Source organism: Enterobacter sp. GD03975 (assembly GCF_029838645.1).
GTDB lineage: Bacteria > Pseudomonadota > Gammaproteobacteria > Enterobacterales > Enterobacteriaceae > Enterobacter > Enterobacter quasihormaechei.
The window spans coordinates 25,961-46,679 of record NZ_JAOBZC010000009.1; the positions used below are offsets into that span (position 1 = coordinate 25,961).

Annotated in this window: 21 protein-coding genes and 3 tRNA genes; 10 read left to right on the forward strand and 14 right to left on the reverse strand. The window is 55.9% G+C overall.

Going from position 1 to position 20,719, the window contains the following annotated elements:
- The first annotated feature begins 17 nt into the window (after positions 1-17).
- Complete coding sequence (gene lplA, locus N5C09_RS14915) at positions 18-1,034, forward strand: lipoate--protein ligase LplA (protein ID WP_279749312.1); 1,017 nt, start codon at positions 18-20, stop codon at positions 1,032-1,034.
- A gap of 85 nt (positions 1,035-1,119) precedes the next feature.
- Here the strand turns inward: lplA and deoD are convergent, their stop codons facing one another.
- From deoD to deoC, 4 genes are all read right to left on the reverse strand, one after another.
- Positions 1,120-1,839: a purine-nucleoside phosphorylase gene (deoD, locus tag N5C09_RS14920; protein WP_003856538.1), complete on the reverse strand. Its 720-nt coding sequence runs from the start codon at positions 1,837-1,839 to the stop codon at positions 1,120-1,122.
- A 102-nt stretch (positions 1,840-1,941) separates the two neighbouring features.
- A complete protein-coding gene (gene deoB / locus N5C09_RS14925; protein ID WP_063867407.1) occupies positions 1,942-3,165 on the reverse strand; it encodes a phosphopentomutase in 1,224 nt (407 codons plus the stop codon).
- A gap of 53 nt (positions 3,166-3,218) precedes the next feature.
- On the reverse strand, positions 3,219-4,541 hold the full coding sequence (gene deoA / locus N5C09_RS14930; RefSeq protein ID WP_279749313.1) for a thymidine phosphorylase: 1,323 nt from the start codon (positions 4,539-4,541) through the stop codon (positions 3,219-3,221).
- 103 nt (positions 4,542-4,644) lie between these two features.
- Positions 4,645-5,424: a deoxyribose-phosphate aldolase gene (gene deoC, locus N5C09_RS14935; RefSeq protein WP_063867406.1), complete on the reverse strand. Its 780-nt coding sequence runs from the start codon at positions 5,422-5,424 to the stop codon at positions 4,645-4,647.
- A gap of 263 nt (positions 5,425-5,687) precedes the next feature.
- Between deoC and N5C09_RS14940 the strand changes: the two genes are divergently transcribed.
- Positions 5,688-7,223 (forward strand): YjjI family glycine radical enzyme, encoded by a 1,536-nt coding sequence (locus N5C09_RS14940; RefSeq protein ID WP_279749314.1) that lies wholly within the window; start codon positions 5,688-5,690, stop codon positions 7,221-7,223.
- Positions 7,198-8,058, forward strand: coding sequence for a YjjW family glycine radical enzyme activase (locus N5C09_RS14945; RefSeq protein WP_279749315.1), 861 nt, complete (start codon positions 7,198-7,200; stop codon positions 8,056-8,058). The genes N5C09_RS14940 and N5C09_RS14945 overlap by 26 nt, the downstream gene beginning before the upstream one ends.
- On the opposite strand, the gene N5C09_RS14950 is transcribed toward N5C09_RS14945, so the two are convergent.
- From N5C09_RS14950 to N5C09_RS14985, 8 genes are all read right to left on the reverse strand, one after another.
- The gene (locus N5C09_RS14950) at positions 8,053-8,835 is read right to left on the reverse strand and encodes a TatD family hydrolase (RefSeq protein WP_203465624.1); all 783 of its coding nucleotides are present in this window, start codon (positions 8,833-8,835) and stop codon (positions 8,053-8,055) included. The genes N5C09_RS14945 and N5C09_RS14950 overlap by 6 nt on opposite strands.
- Entirely contained in the window at positions 8,832-9,884 is a 1,053-nt protein-coding gene (locus tag N5C09_RS14955; protein WP_193033832.1) for a patatin family protein, read from the reverse strand. The genes N5C09_RS14950 and N5C09_RS14955 overlap by 4 nt, the downstream gene beginning before the upstream one ends.
- A 122-nt stretch (positions 9,885-10,006) precedes the next feature.
- Positions 10,007-10,168, reverse strand: coding sequence for a DUF1328 domain-containing protein (locus N5C09_RS14960; protein ID WP_003856556.1), 162 nt, complete (start codon positions 10,166-10,168; stop codon positions 10,007-10,009).
- A 127-nt stretch (positions 10,169-10,295) separates the two neighbouring features.
- Positions 10,296-10,913, reverse strand: a complete 618-nt coding sequence (osmY, locus tag N5C09_RS14965) for a molecular chaperone OsmY (RefSeq protein WP_063450727.1) — start codon at positions 10,911-10,913, stop codon at positions 10,296-10,298.
- 304 nt (positions 10,914-11,217) lie between these two features.
- Positions 11,218-12,807 (reverse strand): peptide chain release factor 3, encoded by a 1,590-nt coding sequence (prfC, locus tag N5C09_RS14970; RefSeq protein ID WP_063450728.1) that lies wholly within the window; start codon positions 12,805-12,807, stop codon positions 11,218-11,220.
- A 92-nt stretch (positions 12,808-12,899) separates the two neighbouring features.
- On the reverse strand, positions 12,900-13,577 hold the full coding sequence (gene yjjG / locus N5C09_RS14975) for a pyrimidine 5'-nucleotidase (protein ID WP_112792012.1): 678 nt from the start codon (positions 13,575-13,577) through the stop codon (positions 12,900-12,902).
- Positions 13,578-13,596: 19 nt separating this feature from the next.
- Positions 13,597-14,040, reverse strand: a complete 444-nt coding sequence (gene rimI / locus N5C09_RS14980; RefSeq protein ID WP_063450730.1) for a ribosomal protein S18-alanine N-acetyltransferase — start codon at positions 14,038-14,040, stop codon at positions 13,597-13,599.
- On the reverse strand, positions 14,009-14,422 hold the full coding sequence (locus N5C09_RS14985) for a DNA polymerase III subunit psi (protein WP_063867399.1): 414 nt from the start codon (positions 14,420-14,422) through the stop codon (positions 14,009-14,011). The genes rimI and N5C09_RS14985 overlap by 32 nt, the downstream gene beginning before the upstream one ends.
- Positions 14,423-14,524: 102 nt before the next feature.
- Between N5C09_RS14985 and rsmC the strand changes: the two genes are divergently transcribed.
- From rsmC to N5C09_RS15005, 4 genes are all read left to right on the forward strand, one after another.
- Positions 14,525-15,553: a 16S rRNA (guanine(1207)-N(2))-methyltransferase RsmC gene (gene rsmC / locus N5C09_RS14990; RefSeq protein ID WP_279749316.1), complete on the forward strand. Its 1,029-nt coding sequence runs from the start codon at positions 14,525-14,527 to the stop codon at positions 15,551-15,553.
- 148 nt (positions 15,554-15,701) lie between these two features.
- A tRNA-Leu gene (locus N5C09_RS14995) sits at positions 15,702-15,788 on the forward strand.
- A 28-nt stretch (positions 15,789-15,816) separates the two neighbouring features.
- A tRNA-Leu gene (locus N5C09_RS15000) sits at positions 15,817-15,902 on the forward strand.
- A gap of 32 nt (positions 15,903-15,934) precedes the next feature.
- Positions 15,935-16,021 (forward strand) — tRNA-Leu (locus N5C09_RS15005).
- 42 nt (positions 16,022-16,063) lie between these two features.
- Here the strand turns inward: N5C09_RS15005 and N5C09_RS15010 are convergent.
- A complete protein-coding gene (locus N5C09_RS15010; RefSeq protein WP_063867397.1) occupies positions 16,064-16,294 on the reverse strand; it encodes a DUF1435 domain-containing protein in 231 nt (76 codons plus the stop codon).
- 255 nt (positions 16,295-16,549) lie between these two features.
- On the opposite strand from N5C09_RS15010, the gene N5C09_RS15015 reads away from it, so the two are divergent.
- Positions 16,550-17,614 carry a GGDEF domain-containing protein gene (locus N5C09_RS15015; RefSeq protein ID WP_063867396.1) on the forward strand — a complete coding sequence of 355 codons (1,065 nt, stop codon included), beginning with the start codon at positions 16,550-16,552 and terminating at the stop codon, positions 17,612-17,614.
- Between the two features lie 93 nt (positions 17,615-17,707).
- Positions 17,708-18,496 (forward strand): siderophore-iron reductase FhuF, encoded by a 789-nt coding sequence (gene fhuF / locus N5C09_RS15020; RefSeq protein WP_107534651.1) that lies wholly within the window; start codon positions 17,708-17,710, stop codon positions 18,494-18,496.
- An 85-nt stretch (positions 18,497-18,581) separates the two neighbouring features.
- Here fhuF and N5C09_RS15025 read toward each other — a convergent pair whose 3' ends face one another.
- Positions 18,582-19,928, reverse strand: coding sequence for a PTS sugar transporter subunit IIC (locus N5C09_RS15025; protein ID WP_063450736.1), 1,347 nt, complete (start codon positions 19,926-19,928; stop codon positions 18,582-18,584).
- A gap of 328 nt (positions 19,929-20,256) precedes the next feature.
- Between N5C09_RS15025 and N5C09_RS15030 the strand changes: the two genes are divergently transcribed.
- Entirely contained in the window at positions 20,257-20,715 is a 459-nt protein-coding gene (locus tag N5C09_RS15030) for a YbaK/EbsC family protein (RefSeq protein ID WP_003856572.1), read from the forward strand.
- Positions 20,716-20,719 lie beyond the last annotated feature (4 nt).

Here is a 20,719-nt window from a genome sequence, read left to right on the forward strand (position 1 = left end):
GGAAAAGGAACTCTGCCATGACGACGTTACGCCTGCTTATCTCTGACTCTTACGATCCCTGGTTTAACCTGGCGGTGGAAGAGTGCATCTTCCGCCAGATGCCCGCCACTCAGCGCGTGCTGTTTCTCTGGCGCAACGCCGATACGGTCGTCATTGGCCGCGCGCAAAACCCGTGGAAAGAGTGTAACACCCGCCGTATGGAAGAGGACAACGTCCGCCTTGCGCGCCGCAGCAGCGGCGGCGGCGCGGTGTTTCACGATCTGGGCAATACCTGCTTTACCTTTATGGCGGGCAAGCCGGAATACGATAAAACCATCTCGACCGCCATTGTCCTCAACGCGCTCAATTCGCTCGGCGTGAAGGCCGAAGCCTCCGGACGTAACGATCTGGTCGTGAAAACGCCCGAGGGCGACCGGAAAGTGTCAGGCTCCGCCTACCGCGAAACCCTGGATCGCGGATTCCACCACGGTACCCTGCTGCTGAACGCCGACCTGAGCCGTCTGGCGAACTACCTCAACCCGGACAAGAAAAAGCTCCAGGCGAAAGGGATCACCTCCGTACGCGGTCGCGTGACGAATCTGGTGGAACTGCTGCCGGGCATTACCCACGAGCAAATTTGCGATGCGATCCGTGAAGCCTTCTTTGAGCATTACGGCGAGCGCGTGGAGGCGGAAGTGATCTCTCCCGATAAGACCCCCGACCTGCCCAACTTCGCTGAAACCTTTGCCCGCCAGAGCAGTTGGGAGTGGAACTTCGGCCAGGCACCGGCGTTTTCACACCTGCTGGACGAGCGCTTCACCTGGGGCGGCGTCGAGCTGCACTTTGACGTGGAAAAAGGCCATATCACCCGTACGCAGGTGTTTACCGATAGCCTGAACCCGGCTCCGCTGGAGGCGCTGGCGGCACGGTTGCAGGGCTGTTTGTATCGGGCGGATATGCTGCAACAGGAGTGTGACGCGTTAATCGGTGACTTCCCGGCCCAGGAAAATGAATTACGGGAATTATCGGCGTGGATTGCGCAGGCAGTACGCTAGTAAAAAAGCCCGCTGGCGCTGCGCTTAGCGGGCCTGGAAAACCGTAGGCCGGGTCAGGCAAAGCCGCCCCCCGGCACAACAGCTTTTACTCTTTATCGCCCAGCAGAACGGATTCCAGCGCGATTTTGATCATGTCGTTGAAGGTGGTCTGACGCTCGGCAGCGGTGGTCTGCTCGTGGGTACGGATGTGGTCAGACACGGTGCAGATGGTCAGCGCTTTCGCACCAAACTCAGCCGCCACGCCGTAGATACCGGCCGCTTCCATTTCCACGCCCAGGATGCCGTATTTTTCCATCACGTCGAACATGTCACCTTCTGGCGAGTAGAACAGATCGGCAGAGAACAGGTTACCCACGCGCGCGTCAACGCCCAGTGCTTTTGCCGCGTCAACCGCGTTACGCACCATGTCGAAGTCGGCGATTGCCGCAAAATCGTGATCCTTAAAGCGGATGCGGTTAACTTTAGAGTCGGTACACGCGCCCATGCCGATCACCACGTCACGCAGCTTAACGTCCATACGCACCGCACCGCAGGAGCCAACGCGGATGATTTTCTTCACGCCGAAATCGGTGATCAGCTCTTTGGTGTAGATGGAGCAGGACGGGATACCCATACCGTGGCCCATAACGGAGATCTTGCGGCCTTTATAGGTACCGGTGAAGCCCAGCATGCCGCGCACGTTGTTCACTTCACGCACGTCTTCGAGGAAAGTTTCTGCAATGTGCTTCGCGCGCAGCGGGTCGCCAGGCATCAATACGACGTCAGCGAAATCACCCATTTCTGCATTAATGTGAGGAGTTGCCATCTTCAGTTCCTTTTCATTTGTTTTTTTGCCCGGTGGCGCTTCGCTTACCGGGCCTACGGTTTTGTAGGCCGGGTAAGGCGCAGCCGCCACCCGGCAATGACATCAGAACATAGCCTTGCCATATTCCATGTCAGACGTACCAAAGTATTTCGCAATCGTCTGGCCGATGTCCGCGAAGGTTTCACGGTGCCCCAGCGAACCCGGTTTTACTTTCGGGCCGTACACCAGCACCGGAATGTGCTCGCGGGTGTGGTCAGTACCGGTCCAGGTTGGGTCACAGCCGTGGTCGGCGGTCAGGATCAGAATGTCATCTTCCCCCACCAGCTCCATCAGCTCTGGCAGACGGCGGTCGAACAGCTCCAGCCCTGCCGCGTAACCGGCTACATCGCGACGGTGGCCCCAGGAGGAGTCGAAGTCCACGAAGTTGGTGAAGACAATGGTCTTATCGCCCGCCTCTTTCATCTCTTTGATGGTGGCGTCGAACAGCGCATCCAGACCGGTCGCTTTGACCTTTTTGGTAATGCCGCAGTTGGCGTAAATGTCCGCGATTTTACCCACGGAAACAACCTGACCGCCTTTCTCGTCGACGAGCTTTTGCAGCACGGTAGGTGCCGGTGGCTCAACGGCCAGGTCGTGACGGTTACCGGTACGCTGGAAGTTACCCGCTTTGTCGCCGATAAACGGACGTGCGATCACGCGGCCAATGTTGTAGCCGCCTTCGGTCAGCTCTTCACGGGCGATTTCGCACAGTTCATAGAGTTTATCCAGGCCAAACGTCTCTTCGTGGCAGGCAATCTGGAACACGGAGTCAGCAGAGGTGTAGAAAATCGGCTTGCCGGTTTTCATGTGCTCTTCGCCGAGCTGATCCAGAATCACGGTACCGGAAGAGTGGCAGTTACCGAGGTAGCCCGGCAGGTTGGCGCGCTTCACCAGCTTATCGAGCAGCTCCTGCGGGAAGCTGTTCTCGTGATCGGAGAAGTAACCCCAGTCGAACAGCACCGGCACACCGGCGATTTCCCAGTGGCCGGACGGGGTATCTTTCCCGGAAGAGAGCTCGTGCGCCCAGGCGTAGGCGCCCACGACTTCCGCGTTACCGTCCATACCGGCTGCGATTTTACCGGTAGAGCCTTCATGCGCTTTTACCAGCCCGAGGCGGGTCAGATTTGGCAGGTTCAGAGGGCCTTTACGACCGTTATCCGCTTCGCCTTTTGCACAGGCTTCCGCGATGTGACCCAGGGTATCGGAACCCACGTCACCAAAACGTTCTGCATCTTCGGTTGCGCCGATGCCGAATGAGTCCAGCACCATAATAAATGCACGTTTCATAATTGTTCTCCGTACTTAGTGCTTCATAAAAATGCGATCAGATCAGTATACCGCTATTCAGTGATACGACGATAGACCGTCGGTGTGGTTTCCGGTGCTTTATCGTCAAGAGATATTGCCGCTTTCACCGCTTTCGCCGCGTCCTGCCAGCTGGCTTCGTCCTTCGCGTGGACCACCGCCAGCGGACGTTGACCGTCAACGCTGTCGCCCAGACGGGCCATATCGGTAAAGCCGACGCTGTAATCAATGGTGTCCGATGCCTGACGACGACCGCCGCCCATAGACACAACAGCCATGCCGAGCGCGCGGGTGTCCATGGCGGAGACAAAACCTTCGCTGTCCGCGTAGACCGCCTTGCTGAGCATCGCGGTTGGCAGGTATTTCGCGTAGTTTTCCACGAAGTCGGTCGGGCCTTTCTGCGCCGCCACCATACGGCCAAAGATCTCCGCCGCTTTGCCGTTGTCCAGCACCGCCTGAAGCTTCGCACGGGCTTCCGCATCGTCTTTGGCCAGCTTGCCGGAAATCAGCATCTCCACGCACAGCGCCATGGTGACGTCGAACAGGCGCGGGTTGCGGTATTCACCCGTCAGGAACTGCACGGCCTCGCGCACTTCAACCGCGTTACCGGCGCTGGAGGCCAGCACCTGGTTCATGTCGGTCAGCAGCGCGGTGGTGCGCACGCCTGCGCCGTTGGAGACGCCAACGATCGCTTCGGCAAGCTGAGCAGAGAGTTCATAGGTCGGCATAAACGCGCCGCTGCCCACCTTCACGTCCATCACCAGCGCGTCCAGCCCTTCCGCCAGTTTTTTGGCGAGGATAGAGGCGGTGATCAGCGGAATGGAGTCTACGGTGGCGGTAATATCGCGCGTCGCGTAAAAACGCTTGTCTGCCGGCGCAAGAGAGCTGGTCTGGCCGATAATCGCCACGCCAACGTCTTTAATAATCTCGCGGAAGCGATTGTCATCCGGGAAGATATCGAAGCCCGGAATGGCTTCCAGTTTGTCGAGCGTACCGCCGGTGTGGCCCAGGCCGCGCCCGGAGATCATGGGAACGTAACCGCCGCAGGCTGCCACCATAGGGCCGAGCATCAGCGAAGTCACATCACCCACGCCGCCAGTGGAGTGTTTGTCCACAATCGGGCCGTTAAGGTTAAGGCTTTTCCAGTCCAGAACGGTTCCTGAATCTCGCATCGCCATGGTCAGCGACACGCGCTCAGGCATCGACATATCGTGGAAGAAAATGGTCATCGCCAGAGCAGCAATCTGCCCTTCTGAGACGGTGTTGTCACGAATGCCGTTGATGAAGAAGCGGATCTCTTCGTCGCTTAAAGCAAGACCATCACGTTTTTTACGAATAATTTCTTGTGCGAGAAACACGGTAACCTCCATGCGGAATCGGGGGAGTTGTGGCGGGTACACTTACCCGCCCTACGATCCTGTAGGCCGGATAAGCGAAGCGTCATCCGGCATTGTCTGGCAATCAGTAGCTGCTTGCGCTCTTACCGTCGCCGTGACCCAGCGCTTTCAGCAGGCTGGCCAGCAGGCTGGACGCGCCGAAACGGTAGTGACGGGAATCCGCCCAGTCGGCACCAAACAGTTCATCGGCAATCGCCAGGAACTGCTGCGCGTCTTCGGCGGTACGTACGCCGCCCGCAGGTTTGAAGCCAACGGTTTTGGATACGCCCATATCGCGAATGACTTCCATCATGATGCGCGCGCTTTCCGGCGTGGCGTTGACGGGCACTTTACCGGTAGAGGTTTTGATGAAATCTGCGCCAGCGTTGATGGAGATTTCAGATGCTTTACGAATCAGCGCTTCTTCTTTCAGCTCGCCGGTTTCGATGATCACCTTCAGCAGCACGTTTGCCGCCGCACAGGCGTCTTTACAGGCTTTCACCAGGTCAAAGCCAACCTGCTCGTTGCCGGCAATCAGTGCGCGGTACGGGAACACCACGTCAACTTCGTCTGCGCCGTAGGCAATCGCCGCGCGGGTTTCCGCCAGCGCAATCTCAATGTCGTCATTGCCGTGCGGGAAGTTAGTCACGGTTGCAATGCGCACGTCCGGCGTGCCCTGCTCTTTCAGCGTTTTGCGGGCAATCGGAATAAAGCGCGGGTAGATACAAACGGCGGCGGTGTTACCCACTGGCGTTTTCGCCTGATGGCACAGGGCGATGACTTTTTCATTGGTGTCGTCATCGTTCAGGGTGGTCAGGTCCATCAGCTTCAACGCGCGCAGGCTGCTTGCAGTTAAATCGGTCATAACATTCTCCAACGGCAGTGCCGTATCAATTTTACCTTGCGGGTCTGTGAGTATTCTAACATTCACCCGCCTCTACACTTCGACATTCATCACAGTTAATGAAAACTGTGTGCAAATTTGCATTACTGTAATGAGATCTTCTTCAAACTTTCATGCGCCAACCGCCGACTAAAGCAGCGATACCCCCTGTCGGATCAAAAGCGCCAACGGGCTGGCTTTCTACAATTCGTTCACCATCCGCAGAACCCTCAAGGAAGTTGAACATGCCCGACGCCCTGCAACAACGATGCCAGCACATTGTGACAAGCCCGGTGTTAACCCCGGAACAAAAACGTCATTTTCTGGCGCTGGAAGCGGAAAACAATCTGCCCTATCCCGCTCTGCCAGAGGCGGCACGCGCCGCGCTGGATGAGGGATTTATCTGCGACATGTTCGAAGGCCATGCGCCTTACAAACCGCGCTACGTGCTGCCGGATTACGCTAAATTCCTGACTAACGGTTCAGAATGGCTGGAGCTGGAAGGGGCGAACGATCTGGATGACGCCCTCTCGCTGCTCACTATACTTTATCACCACGTTCCGTCCGTCACGTCCATGCCGGTCTATCTGGGCCAGCTCGATGAAATCCTCAGTCCTTATGTTAAAATTCTAACACAGGATGAAATCGATAGCCGAATAAAACGTTTTTGGCGCTATCTGGACCGCACCCTGCCAGACGCCTTTATGCATGCCAATATCGGCCCGGCGGATACGCCCGTCACCCGCGCCATTCTGCGCGCAGATGCTGAACTGAAGCAGGTTGCGCCGAATCTGACCTTTATCTACGACCCGGACGTTACCCCCGACGATTTGCTGCTGAGCGTGGCGAAAAACATTTGTGAGTGCAGCAAGCCGCATATTTCCAACGGCCCGGTGAATGATAAAATTTTCACAAAAGGTCGCTATGGCGTGGTGAGCTGTTACAACTCTCTGCCACTCGCGGGCGGCGGCAGCACGCTGGTGCGCCTTAACCTGAAAGCGATTGCGGAGCACAGCCACTCCCCGGAAGACTTTTTCACCCGTACCCTGCCCCACTACTGTCAGCAGCAAATCGCAATAATCGACGCGCGCTGCGATTTTTTATATGAGCAGTCCGGCTTCTTTGAGAATAGCTTCCTGGTGAAAGAGGGGCTGATTGACGCCGATCGGTTTGTGCCGATGTTTGGCATGTACGGTCTTGCCGAAGCGGTGAACGTACTGTGTGAGAAAGCAGGCATGGCGGGGCGTTACGGGAAAGACGAGCAGGCCAACGCGCTGGGCTACCGCATCAGCGAACAGCTTGCGGCGTTTGTTGAAAATACGCCGGTGAAGCACGGCTGGCAGCATCGCGCTATGCTGCACGCCCAGTCAGGCATCAGCTCCGATTCGGGCACCACGCCGGGCGCTCGCCTGCCCTATGGCGACGAGCCGGATCCTATCAGTCATCTGCTGGCCGTAGCGCCGCACCATAAGCACTATCATTCCGGGATCAGCGATATTTTAACGCTGGATGAGACGGTAAAACGCAATCCGCAGGCGGTGGTTCAGCTTTGCCTTGGCGCGTTCAGGGCCGGTATGCGTGAATTCACCGCAAATGTGGCCGGTAACGATCTGGTACGCGTGACCGGCTATATGGTTCGCTTGTCGGATCTGGAGAAATACCGGGAAGCGGGTTCGAGAACGAACACCACGTGGCTGGGCGAAGAGGCCGCACGCAAAACCCGTATTCTGGAACGTCAGCCGCGCGTGATTAGCCATGAACAGCAGATGCGCTTTAGTTAGTCAGGTCATCCCCTTCTCCTGCGTGGACGGACCGGGCAGCCGCCTGGCGCTGTTCCTCCAGGGCTGTAACCTGCGCTGCAAAACCTGCCACAATCCGTGGACAATAGGGCGCTGCAACGACTGCGGCGACTGTGTTCCTCACTGCCCTCATGACGCGCTGACTCTTCAGGCCGGGCGCGTCTGGTGGCAGGAAAGTCACTGTCAGCAGTGCGACACCTGTCTGCACCTGTGTCCGCAGCAGGCGACGCCGATGGCGCAGCGCTACAGCGTCGAGGAGATCCTCGCCCGAGTCCGCACGTCCGCGCCTTTTATCGAGGGCGTGACCGTCAGCGGGGGTGAAGCCACCACACAGCTGCCGTTTGTGGTGGCGCTGTTCACCGCGATCAAAGCCGATCCGTCCCTGCGCCATCTGACGTGCCTGGTAGACAGCAACGGTATGTTAAGCGAAACCGGCTGGCAAAAGCTGTTACCGGTGTTTGACGGCGCGATGGTGGATCTGAAAGCCTGGGGCAATGAGCATCACCGTTTTCTGACCGGGCGCGAAAATTCGCTGATCAAGCAGAGCATCCGCTGGCTGGCCGAGCGTCATCGCCTGACGGAACTGCGCCTGCTGGCGATCCCCGATCGGTGTGATTATCTGCAACATCTGCCATCGCTGACCGCTTTTATCCACGCATTGGGGAACGTTCCGGTCCGGATCAACGCGTTTCATGCCCATGGGGTTTACGGGGAGGCGGCGCAATGGCGGAGCGCCACGCCGGAGGACGTCGAGCCGCTGGCGCGGGCGCTGGAACAGCAGCACATTACGGTGATCCGCCCGGCCCTTTATCTATAGCGTGATGCCAAAGACCGCGCGGGTATTTTCCAGCAGCGCGCCGGCAATCACCTCTTCAGGTTCCTGACGCAGTTCACACAGCACGTCAAAAACGCGCGCCGCCTGCTCCGGGCGGTTGGGCTGGCCCTGAAAACCATTCAGCGGCATGTCAGGCGCATCCGTTTCCAGCAGGAGCGAAGACAGGGGGAGTTGCGCCATCACGTCGCGGGTTTTGCTGGCTCGCGGATAGGTGATGGTGCCGCCGACGCCAATCTTATAGCCCAGCCCGATAAAACGCTGCGCCTGCTGAAGGCTGCCGGCGAAACCGTGGACCACGCCCGTGCGCGGCAAATCGATGCGCTTCAGGTGCATCGCCAGTTTGTCATGGGTACGTCTGGAGTGGAGGATCACCGGCAGATCGTGGCGCTTTGCCAGCCGGAGCTGCGCATCCAGGATCGTCTGCTGGCGTTCAAACTGCGGATCTTCACGATAGAGATCGAGACCGATCTCCCCGATGGCAACCAGCTTCGTATCCGCGTTTTGCAGCGTGGCATCCAGCCTGTCGATATGTTCATCAAGATGGTGCTCAATCACGATCGGATGCAGACCCAGCGCGGCGTACAGCGCATCGTGAACGCGGGCAAGTTCCAGGACGTTCTCAAACCTCGCCGCCTCAATAGCCGGGACAATAATGGCCCTCACGCCGGCCTGAGCCGCGCGCGCGATACTTGCGGCTTCCTCACCGCTAAACGGGGGGAAATCAAAGTGGCAATGGGTATCGATAAAGCAGTGCGTCACGCCAGATCCTCATTATCGAGTAGGCTATCGTTGGCTTGTGGCGCGTCCACCAGCGGCATCGCCACCGCGTCATTGGCCACAACGGCGGGCGGCAATATGATGCTTTTATGCCGATGAAGCGGCGGTTGCTCGGCCAGCATTTTCCCGACGGTCGCAAGGAAGTAACGCCCGCACAGCCGCCCCGTTTTGTAGTCCATACGCAACGCAGGCAGCCGGCTGCCCAGCGCCATGCTCAGCAGCGGCTTAGGCGGATAAATTTCAAAGATGCGCAGCTTGCCCGGGGGTTTTTCAATAAAGCGCTGCATCGCGCCGTAGGTCGTTTCATGCTGCTTTGCGATATTCACCAGCGGTTGCAGGCTGCTGTCGCCCAGCCAGCGTTCCATACGCTTAAACCACTGTGGGGTGTAATACATCTGCGAAGGCACCGTGCGGATCACCACAATGGTGTTCGCCCCGCGCCGCGCCGCCTCCTGTACCGGTACCGCGTCGCTGATACCGCCATCAAGATAGCTGATCCCCTCCAGCAGCGCGCCGGTGCGGTAGAAACCGGGGATCGCGCTGGAGGCGCGGATGATATCCAGCCAGTTCTCTTTCTGCGGCGAAAAGTAACCCGGTGAATAGTCATCGCCGCGGCTGGCGCACATCCAGAACTCTTTTCCGGTATCGAACAGTCGTGACGCGGTATCCATGGCCAGCGGCATCTGGCTGGAGGTGGCATCCAGCAGCCAGTCGAGATCGATCAGGTTCCCGCCGCGCACGAAGCGTACCGGGTTGAAGAACGCTTTGGAGGTGGTGTAGCGCATAATCACTTTGCGCGCATAGCCGGGCTGGTTACAGACGTAGGCAGAGAGATTCTGCGCCCCGGCAGAGGTGCCGAAATAGAGATCGAACGGGTTAAACTCAGCGCGCATAAATTCGTCCAGCACGCCTGCTGTGAAAATACCGCGCTGTCCGCCCCCTTCACAGACCAGCGCAAGCTGGCCTGCATGAAATGGTTTTAACGTCAGCGGCGCAATATTGCCGATCGTCACGGGAATTCGCTGCCCCACCTCTGCCTTCCTGTTTTCATTATTATGTTCAGACACAGTAACGCAGATCCCTGCCGGTTCTCAAACGAGAAAAAGCCAGTCACGAGGACTGGCTTGAGTTTGTTTAATGAATATTGCGTTTGCTACGGGCGACGTCGACCCGTAAACAGGCTCACCAGGAACAGAATAATACCAACGACGAAGACAATTTTCGCTGCCCATGCCGCGGTACCCGCCAGTCCACCAAAGCCCAATGCGGCGGCAATTAACGCGATAACCAGAAATATAATGCCCCAACGAAACATAAGCCTCTCCTTTACCATAGTTAATGTCGGCCGCTAAACGTGAGCGCTCAGGCCACTCACCGGCGTTTTTCCAGAGTCGTTTTTATTTCGCCCGCGGCTTTAAGCCAGACGGGCGAGTGGTGCTGCTTTACTTCGTTTTCAGATCGTTTTTAACGCTTTTCACACCATCAATCGCTTTCGCAATTGATTCAGCACGATCGCTTTGTGCCTGGTTCTCAACCGTACCGGACAGCTGGACCACACCATCGGTGGTTTCAACTTTCACCATACGGGATGGCACGATGTCGTCAGCTAACAGTTTAGCTTTGATTTCGCTGGTAGTTGCTGCATCTCCGGCATAACCCTTCACCGAAGACTCTTTGCTGTCACGTACGTGCAGTTTGTCGCTGACGGAGCTTACGCCCTCAACGCCTTTGGCCACTTTAACGGCCTCTTCGGCCTGGGTCTGGCTTTCAACGAAACCGCTCAGGGTGACAACCTTGTTGTCGGTTTTAACAGAAATATCGGTGCTCTTAATGGATTCATGATCCACCAGTGCGGCTTTCACTTTTGCTGTGATAGAGCTGTCATCCATGAAATTACCGACTTTATTCATAGAGCTATCGATTTTTTCCCCTGCGGTATTGGCGGTATTTTGCGCTTTATCCATGGTGCTGGTTTCCGCCAGAGCAGAACCGCTTACCAGGACACTACCCAACGTTACAGCCAGCAGAGTTTTAGAAATCTTCAGTCTTGTCATATTCATCGATTTATTCCTGTGTTTTGCCCGTTATTCGGGCGACATACTTCCCTAAATCTTGGTTTTATATATTGCGAATTAACACACGGGCGAAATGGAGAACCAGTGGACATGCATTGAACAGTTAATTCATCCATGCCCGGTGCTAAACACTGAGTTAAATATAGATCACAATTACGGGGGTGCATTCAGAATTGGGGAAAAAACGAACGAATAGCGAAAAATTGCGTTGAATTAAGAACATTCCGCAAGGGTTTAATAACACAGGAATTAAAGAAGAGCACGGCGGCTGCCGTGCTCTGAGAGGGAATTAATGCTCGCGCGTTTTGCGGAACTGAACGTCAGGATAACGTTCCTGTGTCAGGTTCAGGTTCACCATGGTCGGGGCGATATAGGTCAGATTATCGCCGCCATCCAGCGCCAGCTGAACTTCGTTCTTACGCTTAAATTCTTCGAATTTCTTCACGTCTGAACACTCAACCCAGCGCGCGGTCGCCACGTTCACCGATTCGTAAATCGCTTCCACGTTGTACTCGCTCTTAAGACGGGCAACCACCACGTCAAACTGAAGCACACCCACCGCGCCCACGATCAGATCGTTGTTGGCGATTGGGCGGAACACCTGTACAGCCCCCTCTTCGGAAAGCTGAACCAGACCTTTCAGCAGCTGCTTCTGCTTCAGCGGATCGCGCAGGCGAATGCGGCGGAACAGTTCCGGCGCGAAGTTCGGGATACCGGTGAACTTCATCATTTCGCCCTGCGTGAAGGTATCGCCAATCTGAATGGTACCGTGGTTGTGCAGACCAATGATATCGCCCGGATAGGCTTCTTCCACGTGCGAACGGTCGCCCGCCATGAAGGTCAGCGCGTCGGAGATCACCACGTCTTTACCGATACGCACCTGACGCAGCTTCATGCCCTTCTCGTATTTACCGGACACTACGCGCATAAAGGCGACGCGGTCGCGGTGTTTCGGGTCCATGTTGGCCTGAATTTTGAAGACGAAGCCGGAGAACTTCTCTTCCTTCGCTTCGACTTCACGGGTATCGGTTTTACGCGGCATCGGCTGCGGGGCCCACTCAACCAGACCGTCGAGCATATGGTCAACGCCGAAGTTGCCGAGGGCGGTACCGAAGAAGACCGGGGTAATTTCACCGCTCAGGAACAGCTCTCTGTCGAACTCGTGAGAGGCGCCTTGCACCAGCTCCAGCTCATCGCGCAGCTGGGCGGCCAGCTCTTCACCGACGGCGGCGTCCAGCTCCGGGTTGTCCAGACCTTTTACGATGCGGACTTCCTGAATGGTGTGGCCCTTACCGGTCTGGTACAGGTAGGTTTCGTCTTTATAGAGGTGATAAACCCCTTTGAACAGCTTGCCGCAGCCAATCGGCCAGGTGATAGGCGCACAGGCGATCTTCAGCTCGTTTTCCACTTCATCCATCAGCTCCATCGGGTCACGGATGTCACGGTCGAGTTTGTTCATAAAGGTGAGGATAGGCGTATCGCGCAGACGGGTCACTTCCATCAGCTTGCGGGTACGATCTTCAACACCTTTCGCGGCGTCGATTACCATCAGGCAGCAGTCCACCGCCGTCAGGGTACGGTAGGTATCTTCGGAGAAGTCTTCGTGCCCCGGGGTGTCCAGCAGGTTCACCAGGCAATCATGATACGGGAACTGCATCACGGAGGTGGTAATCGAAATACCACGCTGCTTTTCCATCTCCATCCAGTCAGATTTTGCATGCTGGCTGGAGCCACGGCCTTTAACGGTACCCGCGGTCTGGATCGCCTGTCCGAACAGCAACACCTTCTCGGTGATGGTCGTTTTACCGGCATCCGGGTGCGAGATAATGGCAAAAGTGCGGCGTTTGGCCACCTCTTGCAGATAAGGAGACAACGTCATAATCAATTCTTCTTAGGTAGGCGCGGCAGCAGGCCGCGCATCATGGAATACGAAAAATGCGGCTATTTTACCCATCAACAGGGGGCAGGCAATCATTGTTTACACAGGAGCTGCTCCAGTTCGTTCAATGACGTGACGGTCCAGGTCGGCTTGATGCCTTCCGGCAGCTCGCGACCATGCGCGTTCAGCCAGACGGTCGACAGACCCGATCTCATACCCCCCAGAATATCAGATTCTGCGGTATCGCCCACCATTAGCACGCGATCGCGGTCAGGATTGCCAGCCTGCGCCAGCGCATAATCGAAAATACGCGGATCCGGCTTCGGTACGCCCACCTGCTCGGAGATCACCAGCGCGTCGAAATGATCGCGCAGGCCGGTACGCTCAAGGCGGATCTGCTGAAGCGCGGTAAAACCGTTGGTGATGATCCCAAGCTTCACCTTCCCTTTGAGCGAATCTAAAAGGGAAACGGCGCCGGGCAGCGGCGCGCAGATATCCGCCATCGCATTCAGGAACGCCTCATTCAGCGCCCCTGGACTGACTTTTAACCGCTCCGCCCACGCGTCAAAACGCTGATGCTGAAGCTGTAACGCAGTGATGGCTCCGTTCTGGTAGTCCACCCACAGCGGTTTATTCACCGCCTGATAGTCCTGAAAATCTTCAGCGGTGAAGGTCACGCTATAGTCGAGAAACATCCGCTGTAGGCCGCCGAACGAGTCAAACGTAAACAGCGTTTCGTCGGCATCAAAGAAAATCCAGTCCCATTTCATCGTTACAACCTTATTTTCGTTATCCAATCGGCAGAGCCATGATAATGGCGTCTTCACGTCCCTCTGCGGTGGGGTAGTAGTTACGGCGGATGGTCGCCTCGTTAAAGCCTAAGCTTTCATAAAGTGCGATGGCGGCGACATTAGACGCGCGCACCTCCAGCCACAGAGTGAAAACGTCACGGGTTTCCAGCTCACGAATGAGGTGCTCAAGCAGTTCTCTGCCCAGCCCGCGGCGCTGGAAAGCGGGATCGACCGCGATATTAAACAGCGTCGCTTCGTCCAGAACAACCTGCGTAATGGCAAACGCGGCCAGGGTGCCGTCCACGTCCAGGCGCAGATTTAAATAGCGTTCGCCCTGATTGCTGGCAAACGTCTTTTCGCTCCACGGAAAGGCATGGGCGCGGGTTTCAATCGCGAACGCGGTGGTCAGGTCAGCCGTCGTGAGGGAAGAAATCGTGTTCATATTCACAAATTTGTTGCCATAGCGCGCTACGCGCCTTTGGGTTGGCTTTCAGTTCGTCCAGCGCTGGCGAGCTGATCTGGCTGCCTTCAAGGGGTAGCTCATCCACCGCCCCGATTCGCCAGCTGTTACAGCGGCTGTCAGGGGGAAGCATCGCGACGCTTTCGGGCGCCAGCTGTAATACCTGATCGTTTGTCACCTTCAGGCTGCGAAGGACATCTTCAATCAGGGGTTCATTCAGGGCAGGCGGCGCGTCTGCCACCATCACCAGGCGGACATGCGCAGGGATGGAGATGGCTATTTCGCCCCGCAACGCCGTCGGGCGACGCAAAGCCCACTGGGTGATGCCCAGCTGCTGCAACTGCCAGTCTCGTCGGGATGTCATAGCGAAAACTCCTGTCTCTCAGGCGCGCAAATATAGCAAATGTGTCGAAACTGCGCCATCTACCTACTATAATCCCCGCCTGAGTTTATTGAGGAACAATTCATGTCTGCATTTACCCCGGCAAGTGAAGTCTTGCTGCGTCACAGTGATGATTTCGAAGAAAGCCGTATTCTGTTTGCCGGAGATATGCAGGATGACCTGCCCGCGCGTTTCGACTGTGCTGAAAGCCGTGCCCACACCCAGTACTACCACCACTGGCAGGTGCTGAGCCGCCAGATGGGCGAGCGCGCGCGCTTTAGCCTGGTGGCGGAGCAGAGCGATATTGCTGACTGCGATACGTTCATTTACTACTGGCCGAAGAACAAACCGGAAGCCCAGTTCCAGCTGATGAACCTGCTTTCTCTGCTGCCGATCGGCTGCGATATTTTCGTCGTCGGTGAGAACCGCAGCGGAGTGCGTAGCGCAGAGCAAATGCTCGAAGCCTACGCGCCGCTGACGAAAATCGACAGCGCCCGTCGCTGCGGCCTGTATCATGGCCGTCTGGAAAAACAGACAACCTTTGATGCCGACACCTTCTGGGACGAGTATCAGCTCGACGGGCTGACCATCAAAACGCTGCCGGGCGTATTCAGCCGTGACGCGCTTGATACGGGCAGCAAGCTGCTGCTGTCCACCCTGACGCCGCACACCAAAGGCAAGGTGCTGGACGTTGGCTGTGGCGCGGGCGTGCTGTCAACGGTTCTCGCCAGCCACTCGCCGAAGGTGCGTTTAACCCTGTGTGACGTGAGCGCTCCGGCGGTGGAAGCCAGCCGCGCCACGCTTGCGGCGAACGGTATCGAAGGCGACGTTATTGCCAGCAACGTCTTCTCCGACGTGACCGGTCGCTTTGATATGATCATCTCTAACCCACCGTTCCACGACGGGATGGAGACCAGCCTTGAAGCGGCGCAAACGCTGATCCGTGGCGCAACCCGTCACCTTAACAGCGGCGGCGAGCTGCGTATCGTGGCGAACGCCTTCCTGGCCTATCCGAAAGTGCTGGATGAAACCTTCGGCTTCCACGAGGTGATCGCCCAGACGGGCCGCTTTAAGGTGTATCGCACCGTAATGACGCGCCAGGCGAAAAAGTAATCCCCGCCTTTGTCCGGCGATGGCTGACGCTGCCATCGCCCATTTTTGCAGCAATCAAAACAACGTGCGCAATTTTCTGTTGACGTAAAGCTGAAAACATCTAGAATGCGCCTCCGTGGTTACGATACTTTTACAGTGTCGATGGTATGCGAAGGTGGCGGAATTGGTAGACGCGCTAGCTTCAGGTGTTAGTGTCCTTACGGACGTGGGGGTTCAAGTCCCCCCCCTCGCACCATAAATCACGTTGATATTGCTCGCACTGGGCGAAGGTGGCGGAATTGGTAGACGCGCTAGCTTCAGGTGTTAGTGTCCTTAGGATGTGGGGGTTCGAGTCCCCCCCCTCGCACCAACGAGGCGATATCAAACCAGTAAGATGACTGTGCGAAGGTGGCGGAATTGGTAGACGCGCTAGCTTCAGGTGTTAGTGTCCTTACGGACGTGGGGGTTCAAGTCCCCCCCCTCGCACCAATTATCTTACATCCTCCCGGCAGTACCTCTCGTTTTTCCCGGCTATTTCAGACTCATCAAAATCACCAGTATTCCACTGACCAGCGCAACGCAAGACGGCAGCAGCACGTAATGCCGAAGCTGTTTATGCCAGATCATCGCCGACGTCACCAGCAGCCCTGAAACAATGATCGCCTTCCAGACGTCAATGGAGAGATCGGCAAACGTCAGGCCGCCAAGGATGACACCAGGCAGTAAAATCCCCCACCCACTTCCCAGCGCTTTGCTCAACATGGTTTATCCTCTCACACTGATAATGATAACCAATATCATATGATAATAATTATCACCTGTCAGCATGCGCGGGCACAAATTGCTTCTACATTCGCTTTCCCATAATGACAGAGAATGTGTAAGGTGATAAATTGCACACCTGTTAACTTTCTATAAAGTTTTTCTGATAATAAGAATTCAATTTCCTTGCATCCATAACGAATAAATAACGCCTGGCGCATTGTTTTAATTGAGTTTTAATAAAAACGCACGCATATGACATCACAATCCTGGCTGTCTTTGGTCAACAAGAAATATCAGTTATCTTTACGTTTATTTTTATTTCTGAATGCCGCCTCAGCGCTGTTCTCGATAACAAACCCGCTCTATTCCGTGCGCGTGTTATCGGTGCCCCTGGTTGCCGTATTGACTATCAGCACCGGCTTACTCATCTGGCACTGGAAAAACAGCGCGCGGAAAATAAATATTCCTGCGGTTTCCGCGATTTTCGGCTTTTTATGGGCCTGGCAGATCGTCTCTAAATTTTTAGTTATCACGCACGATCGCGCGCCGTTTTTAATGATGGCGCTTTTAACGGTGCTTTTTATAGGGGCTCTGGCGTTTGCCAGTAATATCAAAGCATTTACGCTACATTCATTACCCGCGTTTATTATCTGCCTGTGGTTAAGCCCTGCCGAAAACTGGCTGAGAATGACCTATTTCTTCGCGCTCCCCATGGTCGCCATTGGCATTCATCATGTGATCCAGCGGCGCAACGACCGTTTCGCTCAGGAGCTGCTCTCCGAGCTGCTGGAGGAGCGTGAAACCCTGACCGATCTCAGCATGATGGACCCGCTGACCGGCTTGTATAACCGTCGCGGGCTGCAAAGCCGGCTGGAGAATCTCCCCACGCCCGACGGCGGCGAGCACTTCGTGCTGCTGATGGATATCGACCATTTCAAAGCCTATAACGACCATTACGGCCATATGATGGGCGATCAGGCGTTGATCCGCGTCTCGGCAGCGATCCGCGATGCCGTGCGTTCACGCGACGTGGTCGCCCGGTTTGGCGGGGAAGAATTTATGGTTCTGTTAAGTAACATTCCGCTGGAGCAAGCACGCCAGACGGCAGAACGCATACGCCAGAAAGTTTACGATCTTAAAATCCCCCATATGTTTAACGAAAGCGTCGCCACTAACGTGACCATCAGCATTGGCATTGCCATGTACGAAGGTGAAGACGTTGAGGGTGCGCTGGCGAAAGCCGATAAAGCCCTCTATGAAGCCAAGCACATGGGACGCAACAGCATTCTGATGAGCGAAGAGCTGCATACCGCCTGACCCCCCTCACAGAGCCAGGATAAATCTCTTGCGCTCGGTTTTATCTATAGTTAGGATTGGCAATCATTATCATTTAGATTTGTAATCCACACTATGGCGACTCGTACTGCACACATCGTTGAGCCCCTGCTCTGGCGCGCTCCACTCTCCGCCGGGGAGACGACGCTTGCGGACGCCATTCGGGAAAAAATCGCCGTAACGCGCGCCCATCTGCTGGATTTCATCAAGCTGGATGAAGCCCCACCGCATCATGCTCTGACGCTGTCCCAGTGGCAACGTCCTGCCGAGCTGCGCTCGCTGCTGGCGGCCTATTCCGATCATATCTACCGTAATCAGCCTACGCTTGCGCGGGAAAACAAACCGCTGCTTTCCCTCTGGGCTCAGTGGTACATCGGGCTGATGGTGCCGCCGATCATGCTGGCGTTGTTGACCCAGGAAACCATGCTCGATCTCTCTTCGGAGCATTTCCACGTCGAATTTCATGAGACCGGGCGTGCCGCCTGTTTCTGGATTGACGTGCATGAGGATCGCAGCGCGATGCACCTGTCTGCGCAGGCGCGTATGGAATCGCTGATTACGCGCGCGCTGGTTCCGGTGGTGGATGCCCTGGAAGCGACGGGAGAGATTAACGGCAAACTGATCTGGAGTAATACCGGATATCTTATCCACTGGTATTTGACGGAGATGAAGCCGCTGCTCGGCGACGAAAAAGTGGATGCACTGCGTCAGAGCTGTTTCTTTGCCAAACAGCTTTCAGATGGACGGGATAACCCTCTTTACCGCACCGTCGTTCCGCGTGAGGGACTTCTGGTGCGTCGTACCTGCTGCCAGCGCTACCGTCTGCCGGACGTGCAGCAGTGCGGCGATTGCACGCTTAAGTAGTCTGGCCCGGACTTGATGCCCTCACCCACGGGGGAGAAGCAACAAACACTAAAAACGGCAACCTGCGTTGCCGTTTTGCTTTTACCTACGCTATCTGCTGATTTTCCTCTTCCCCGTTACGCTGTGCTTCTTCCGCTTCCTGCTGAAGCAGCTGCTTCTCATACACCTTGAAGAACGGGAAATAGATAATGGCGGAAACGCAGGCCAGGACAAGCACCAGAATGGCGGCGCGGAAATCCCAACCTAGCGCCCAGGCTGCGCCTACCGGCGCCGGCGCCGTCCACGGCACCACGGAAATCACGCGGCCAATCAGATCAAACTTCATCGCTGCCCATGCCAGCACGGCGTTGACCATCGGCGCCAGCAGGAAAGGAATAAAGAACACCGGGTTCATCACAATCGGCGTGCCAAAAATCACCGGTTCATTGATGTTGAATATGCTCGGCACCACGCTGAGGCGGCCAATCGAACGCAGGTGCGCGGAGCGGCTGCGCAGGTAGCAGAACACCAGCCCCATCGTCGCGCCGGACCCACCGATAACGATAAAGAACGTCCAGAAGGCCTCCATAAAGATGTGTGGCAAAGGCAGGCTCGCCGCCAGCGCGGTCTGGTTCGCCCCCAGGTTGGTCAGCCAGAACATTTGCAGCATCCCGGAGACAATCGCTGCGCCGTGGATCCCGGCAAACCACAGCAGGTGGCCAATCAGCACCGCCAGCAGGATGGCAGGCAGCGAGTCAGCCGCAGAGACCAGCGGCTTAAAGATCGACATAATGGCCTGCGGGATCAGCATGCCGAACTGCGACTGGATCAGCAGGCTCAGCGGATAAAGCGTCAACACCACCACCAGTACCGGGATCAGCAGGTCAAACGAGTTTTTGATCATCGGCGGAACCTGGTCCGGCAGGCGGATCCCGATGTTGTGTGCCTTCAGAAAACGCATCATCTCAACGCAATAAATCGCCACCAGAATCGCGGTGAAAATCCCGGTCCCTCCCAGGCTATCGACCGGCAAAGCGCCTTTAGTTTTAGGGGCCGCCACCAGCAGAAACGCCATTAGCGACAGCATGGCGCACATGAACGGATCCAGCTGATGGGTTTTAACGTAATGTTTGCCCAGGTTGTAGGCGATAGCCGCACAGATATAAAGGGACATCACGCCCATCGTCATATCAAACGGCGTCAGAATTTGTCCTTCAAACTGCTTCGCCATATCCAGCCAGGCGCGGGCAAAACCCCAGGTGGTATCAGGCGAAAAAGGAGGATAAGCGAACACTAATAAAAACGAACCCACGATCATAAACGGCATCGCCGAGATGAACCCGTCGCGAATCGCCATCACATGACGCTGAGAAGAGATCCGCCCGGCAACGGGGCTGACGTAATTCTCAACGAAGCGGAAAATCAGATTAAATGCAGCATGGTTGGCAGACATAGCAGATCTCCTGTCAGACGTTCGTTTCGGACGTTCTCACGTCACACGTTGTTCCATAATTCAGCGTCACAACCTTGCCGGATCGTGTACCCGCGGTAATGCTCAAACGGAATGGTTTCATAATTAGCTCTTATTATTAGATACAGGGGAAGTTACACCCTCAGTATTAATCTCTGCATCACGCTCTGCAACCGGTTACTGTAACCGGTTTCTGTGAATGTGAAGGCGATCCAGAAATCGACCCTGACGAATATTTGTTACCTAAGGGATATTTACAGCGACTAAATTCTTATGACAGATTACGCAGGATATTTGTCAGGAGGAATCAATGAGTTTGCAGTCTGTACAGCAGTTTTTCGCCGAACACGCTCCGGATATAGAGATCATTGAGCTTAATCAAAGCACAGCGACTGTTGCACTTGCTGCTGCCGCGCACAACGTTGAACCCGGCCAGATTGCCAAAACGCTATCACTGAAGATTAAAAATGACGTGATTCTGGTGGTCGCAAAAGGCGATGCGCGTCTTGATAACAAAAAGCTCAAAGAGACATTTGGTGCAAAAGCCCGCATGCTCAGCAGCGATGAGGTCGTCACCCTGACGGGTCATCCTGTAGGCGGCGTCTGCCCTTTCGGGCTGGAAAACCCCCTCTCTGTTTACTGTGACATCACATTAAAACAGTACGCGGAAGTATTACCCGCAGCGGGTGCCATCCACAGCGCGGTGCGTATCTCGCCCGACAGAATGGCGGAACTGACCGCAGCAAAATGGGTTGATGTCTGTATTTGAACGT

Bases quoted from the DNA above. Each gene is read 5' to 3' on its own strand.
- prfC (WP_063450728.1), bottom strand. From the start codon at position 12,807: ATGACGTTGTCTCCTTATCTGCAAGAGGTGGCCAAACGCCGCACTTTT.
- N5C09_RS15030 (WP_003856572.1), top strand. From the start codon at position 20,257: ATGAGTTTGCAGTCTGTACAGCAGTTTTTCGCCGAACACGCTCCGGAT.
- yjjG (WP_112792012.1), bottom strand. From the start codon at position 13,577: ATGAAATGGGACTGGATTTTCTTTGATGCCGACGAAACGCTGTTTACG.
- deoC (WP_063867406.1), bottom strand. From the start codon at position 5,424: ATGACCGATTTAACTGCAAGCAGCCTGCGCGCGTTGAAGCTGATGGAC.
- deoD (WP_003856538.1), bottom strand. From the start codon at position 1,839: ATGGCAACTCCTCACATTAATGCAGAAATGGGTGATTTCGCTGACGTC.
- N5C09_RS15025 (WP_063450736.1), bottom strand. From the start codon at position 19,928: ATGTCTGCCAACCATGCTGCATTTAATCTGATTTTCCGCTTCGTTGAG.
- N5C09_RS15010 (WP_063867397.1), bottom strand. From the start codon at position 16,294: ATGTTGAGCAAAGCGCTGGGAAGTGGGTGGGGGATTTTACTGCCTGGT.
- deoB (WP_063867407.1), bottom strand. From the start codon at position 3,165: ATGAAACGTGCATTTATTATGGTGCTGGACTCATTCGGCATCGGCGCA.
- N5C09_RS14960 (WP_003856556.1), bottom strand. From the start codon at position 10,168: ATGTTTCGTTGGGGCATTATATTTCTGGTTATCGCGTTAATTGCCGCC.
- N5C09_RS14985 (WP_063867399.1), bottom strand. From the start codon at position 14,422: ATGACATCCCGACGAGACTGGCAGTTGCAGCAGCTGGGCATCACCCAG.
- N5C09_RS14945 (WP_279749315.1), top strand. From the start codon at position 7,198: ATGAACAGCAGATGCGCTTTAGTTAGTCAGGTCATCCCCTTCTCCTGC.
- rimI (WP_063450730.1), bottom strand. From the start codon at position 14,040: ATGAACACGATTTCTTCCCTCACGACGGCTGACCTGACCACCGCGTTC.
- N5C09_RS14940 (WP_279749314.1), top strand. From the start codon at position 5,688: ATGCCCGACGCCCTGCAACAACGATGCCAGCACATTGTGACAAGCCCG.
- N5C09_RS15015 (WP_063867396.1), top strand. From the start codon at position 16,550: ATGACATCACAATCCTGGCTGTCTTTGGTCAACAAGAAATATCAGTTA.
- lplA (WP_279749312.1), top strand. From the start codon at position 18: ATGACGACGTTACGCCTGCTTATCTCTGACTCTTACGATCCCTGGTTT.
- rsmC (WP_279749316.1), top strand. From the start codon at position 14,525: ATGTCTGCATTTACCCCGGCAAGTGAAGTCTTGCTGCGTCACAGTGAT.
- osmY (WP_063450727.1), bottom strand. From the start codon at position 10,913: ATGAATATGACAAGACTGAAGATTTCTAAAACTCTGCTGGCTGTAACG.
- fhuF (WP_107534651.1), top strand. From the start codon at position 17,708: ATGGCGACTCGTACTGCACACATCGTTGAGCCCCTGCTCTGGCGCGCT.